Annotated in this window: 5 protein-coding genes and 1 pseudogene; 5 read left to right on the top strand and 1 reads right to left on the bottom strand. The window is 73.9% G+C overall.

Annotation, left to right across the window (positions count from 1 at the left end; translation table 11 throughout):
* Positions 1–142 precede the first annotated feature (142 nt).
* From ACFRQN_RS40265 to ACFRQN_RS40245, 5 genes are all read left to right on the top strand, one after another.
* Positions 143–334, top strand: coding sequence for a hypothetical protein (locus tag ACFRQN_RS40265; protein ID WP_074005868.1), 192 nt, complete (start codon positions 143–145; stop codon positions 332–334).
* A gap of 2 nt (positions 335–336) precedes the next feature.
* A complete protein-coding gene (locus tag ACFRQN_RS40260) occupies positions 337–693 on the top strand; it encodes an ArsR/SmtB family transcription factor (RefSeq protein WP_380745616.1) in 357 nt (118 codons plus the stop codon).
* A gap of 80 nt (positions 694–773) precedes the next feature.
* A complete protein-coding gene (locus tag ACFRQN_RS40255) occupies positions 774–2417 on the top strand; it encodes a SulP family inorganic anion transporter (protein ID WP_380745618.1) in 1644 nt (547 codons plus the stop codon).
* Between the two features lie 73 nt (positions 2418–2490).
* Positions 2491–2622, top strand: coding sequence for a DUF6126 family protein (locus ACFRQN_RS40250; protein WP_220450012.1), 132 nt, complete (start codon positions 2491–2493; stop codon positions 2620–2622).
* Between the two features lie 149 nt (positions 2623–2771).
* Entirely contained in the window at positions 2772–3221 is a 450-nt protein-coding gene (locus ACFRQN_RS40245) for a GNAT family N-acetyltransferase (protein ID WP_380745614.1), read from the top strand.
* Between the two features lie 16 nt (positions 3222–3237).
* On the opposite strand, the pseudogene ACFRQN_RS40240 reads toward ACFRQN_RS40245, so the two are convergent.
* Positions 3238–3474, bottom strand: a pseudogene (locus ACFRQN_RS40240) (hypothetical protein); the annotation flags it as partial.

Below are 3474 nucleotides of genomic sequence, written 5' to 3'. Positions count from 1 at the left end.
CGATCACCGCGTCCTCGGGCCGGGCGGAGATCGATGTGCAGAAGTCGCAACTTGAAGAATTCTTCAAGTGCATAGATGATGCTGCCCTGTACTCGGCAGAGATGCGGTCGCGCGCGGCAGCGCCGGCGGCGAGGAGGGGCGCATGAGCGACGTATTCGACCAGGAGCTTCGCGAGCAGCTCGACGAGGCCCGCCGGCAGCGGGCCGGCGCCCGGGCGGCAGGTGACGAGGACAGCGCGCAGGCGTACGCCGGACGCGTCACACAGCTGCTGCGGATCGCCGCCCAGCACGGCATCGAGATCGAGCACACCGCCGAGGAACAGGAAGAGGACTGAGCATGGCCGTCCCGCTCTACCAGGCGAAGGCGGAGTTCTTCCGCACGCTCGGCCACCCGGCGCGCATCCGCGTGCTGGAACTGCTCCAGGACGGTCCGCGTCCGGTGCGCGAGCTGCTCGCCTCGATCGAGATCGAGCCGTCCAGCCTCTCCCAGCAGCTCTCCGTCCTGCGCCGCAGCAACCTGGTCACGGCCACCCGCGAGGGCAACACCGTGGTCTACGCACTGAGCACGCCGGACGTCGCGGAGCTGCTGCGGGCCGCGCGCCGCATCCTCACCGAGATGATCGCCGACCAGGGGGCGCTGCTCGCCGAGCTGCGCTCGGCCGGGCTTCCGGACGCGGCGGAGCAGACGGCGTGAGCGCCACACGGACCACCCTCGCGGGCCGGGCCGCCGGGCGGGTCCGGGCCGTCCTGCCGAACCGCGCGGCCCTCGCCGCCATGGGGCGCTCACCGCGCAAGGACCTGGTGGCCGGTCTGACGGTGGCGATCGTCGCGCTGCCGCTCGCGCTGGGCTTCGGCGTCGCCTCCGGCGCGGGGGCCGAGGCCGGGCTGGCCACCGCCGTGGTCGCCGGGGCGCTGGCCGCGGTGTTCGGCGGCTCCAACCTCCAGGTCAGCGGACCGACCGGCGCCATGACCGTGGTCCTGGTGCCGATCGTGCACCGGTACGGCACCTCCGGCGTCCTCACCGTCGGCCTGATCGCCGGCCTGCTGCTGGTCGCCCTCGCCCTCGGCGGGGCCGGCCGTTTCATGGCCTACGTCCCCGCGCCGGTCGTCGAGGGCTTCACCCTCGGCATCGCCGGCGTGATCGGACTCCAGCAGGTGCCCGCCGCCCTCGGCGTCACCAAGGGCGACGCCGAGAACGTCGTGGCCGTCGCCGGACAGGCCCTCGCCGACTTCGCCCGCCACCCGCACCCGGCCGCGCCCGCCGTGGCGCTCGCCGTCGCCGCGGTGATGCTCGTCGGCGCACGGCTGCGCCCCGGCATCCCGTTCTCGCTGCTCGCCGTCGCCGCCGCGACCGCGGTGGCCGACCTCGCCCACCTGGACGTGGCGACCATCGGCCACCTCCCGGCCGGTCTGCCGCTGCCGTCGCTGGGCTTCCTCGACCCCGGCGCGGTGCCGCACCTGCTCACCGCGGCCCTCGCGGTCGCCGCGCTGGCGGCGCTGGAGTCGCTGATGTCGGCGACCGCCGCGGACGCGATGAGTGCTTCCGAACGGCACGACAGCGACCGGGAGTTGTTCGGCCAGGGAGTGGCCAACCTGGTCGCCCCGCTGTTCGGTGGCGTCGCCGCCACCGGCGCGATCGCCCGTACCGCCGTCAACGTCCGCTCCGGCGCCGTCTCCCGGCTGGCCGCCCTGGTGCACGCCGCGGTGCTCGCGGTGGTCGTGTTCGCCGCGGCTCCGCTCGTCGAGGGCATCCCGCTGGCCGCGCTCGCGGGCGTCCTGATCGCCACCGCGGTCCGGATGGTCGAGGTGGCCTCACTGCGGGCGCTGGCCCGCAGCGGACGCGGCGAGGCCGCCGTTCTGGCGCTGACCGCCGCCGCGACCCTGGCCTTCGACCTGGTCACGGCCGTCGTCGTCGGCCTGGCGGTCGCCGGGATCCTGGCCCTGCGCCAGGTCGCGCGGTCCGCGCGGCTCCAGCAAGTGCCGCTGCACGACGGCCTGGCCCCGGCCGAGCACCACGAGGAGGAGCGGGCGCTGCTCGCCGAGCACATCGTCGCCTACCGGATAGACGGGCCGGTGTTCTTCGCGGCCGCACACCGCTTCCTGCTCCAACTCGCCGAGACCACCGACGTCAAGGCCGTCATCCTGCGCCTGTCCCACGTCACCGCGATCGACTCCACGGGCGCCCTGGCGCTGGGCGACGCGATCGGCACGCTGGAACGGCGCGGCATCCTCGTCCTGGCCGCGGGGGTACCGGACGGCCACCGGCGGACCCTGGACGCCCTCGGCGTCCTGGACACCCTCCAGCGGCAGGGGAGGGTCTTCGCCCGGACACCGGACGCCATCGCCCGTGCCCGCAGCGAGCTGCGGACCACCGGAGTCCTGGCGGACGCCACGGCACGAAAGGGAACGGACCGATGACCGCCCGGCGCCCGCACATCCGCCCGAGGCCCCGCCACGACCGCCCCACGACCCGACCCCAGGAGCACCGACCATGAGCAGCGCCACCGGCGACGAGAAGAAGCGGCGCAAGGCCATGCTCATCCGCGCCGGGATCTACATCCTGGGCACCCACCTGTTCGCCGGCTTCGTCATCCTGCTCTTCGCCCTCGGCAACCGCCACTGACCCCCCGTCCGGTCGCCGACCCCCGAACTGCTGCCACAACGGGCGGGGTTCGCGCTGCTGACGGTTGGTCGCAACGCCTGGACGGGAACTGGAGTGCTCCAGCGCCGGCAGTGTGGCAGGCTGGCCCGATGTCTACGACCCTCCGCCCCATGGACGCCCGACTCCTGCCCGCCTGGCTCGATCGCAGCCGGGCCGAGTACGCCAAGGACCTCGTCGCTGCGGGGCAGACGCCCGAGGAGGCCGGCCGGCACGCGGCCGACAGCATGGCCCGCTACTTCCCCTCCGGTGCACCGAGCCCCGGGCACGCGCTCTTCGACGTGGTCGATGCCGCCGGGGCCACCGTCGGCCACCTCTGGATCGGACCGGACACGAGCGAGGACGCCGGCTCCTGGTGGATCTGGGACATCGCGATCGACGCCGACAAGCGCGGGCTGGGCCTCGGGCGAAGGGCCATGCTCCTCGGCGAGGAGTACGCCCGGGCGCAGGGCGCCCGTACCCTCGGGCTCAGCGTCTTCGGGTTCAACACGGGCGCGCGCGGCCTCTACGAGTCGCTCGGCTACGAGACGACCTCGGTCAAGATGCTCAAGCGGCTCGGCTGAGTTCCTGGGGCATCGCCTACGGGTGGGTGTCCTTGGCCGTGGGCTGCGTCTTCTGGTTGTAGATCTCCTTGCCGTCCGCGTTGTAGGCGTGGACGTAGGGGGCCGGGGGGAAGGGGTCCGCGTCGGGGCCGGTGGAGACGGCCGCGGTGTAGACGAAGGCGCCGCCCGCCATGACGGCCGGGTACTCCGTCGCGTCGTCGCCGTAGCTGATGGTGACCTTGGCGACGTCGGCGGTGTAGTGCCCGGCGCCCAG

Origin of the sequence: Kitasatospora sp. NPDC056800 (genome assembly GCF_042789775.1) — a bacterium.
GTDB lineage: Bacteria > Actinomycetota > Actinomycetes > Streptomycetales > Streptomycetaceae > Kitasatospora.
Note: the sequence above shows the minus strand (reverse complement) of the source record. Positions and strands in the feature narration are given on the sequence as shown.

What these genes read in the sequence shown, in the direction of transcription:
- ACFRQN_RS40265 (WP_074005868.1), top strand. Translation starts at nt 143, where the DNA reads ATGAGCGACGTATTCGACCAGGAGCTTCGCGAGCAGCTCGACGAGGCC.
- ACFRQN_RS40260 (WP_380745616.1), top strand. Translation starts at nt 337, where the DNA reads ATGGCCGTCCCGCTCTACCAGGCGAAGGCGGAGTTCTTCCGCACGCTC.
- ACFRQN_RS40255 (WP_380745618.1), top strand. Translation starts at nt 774, where the DNA reads ATGGGGCGCTCACCGCGCAAGGACCTGGTGGCCGGTCTGACGGTGGCG.
- ACFRQN_RS40250 (WP_220450012.1), top strand. Translation starts at nt 2,491, where the DNA reads ATGAGCAGCGCCACCGGCGACGAGAAGAAGCGGCGCAAGGCCATGCTC.
- ACFRQN_RS40245 (WP_380745614.1), top strand. Translation starts at nt 2,772, where the DNA reads ATGGACGCCCGACTCCTGCCCGCCTGGCTCGATCGCAGCCGGGCCGAG.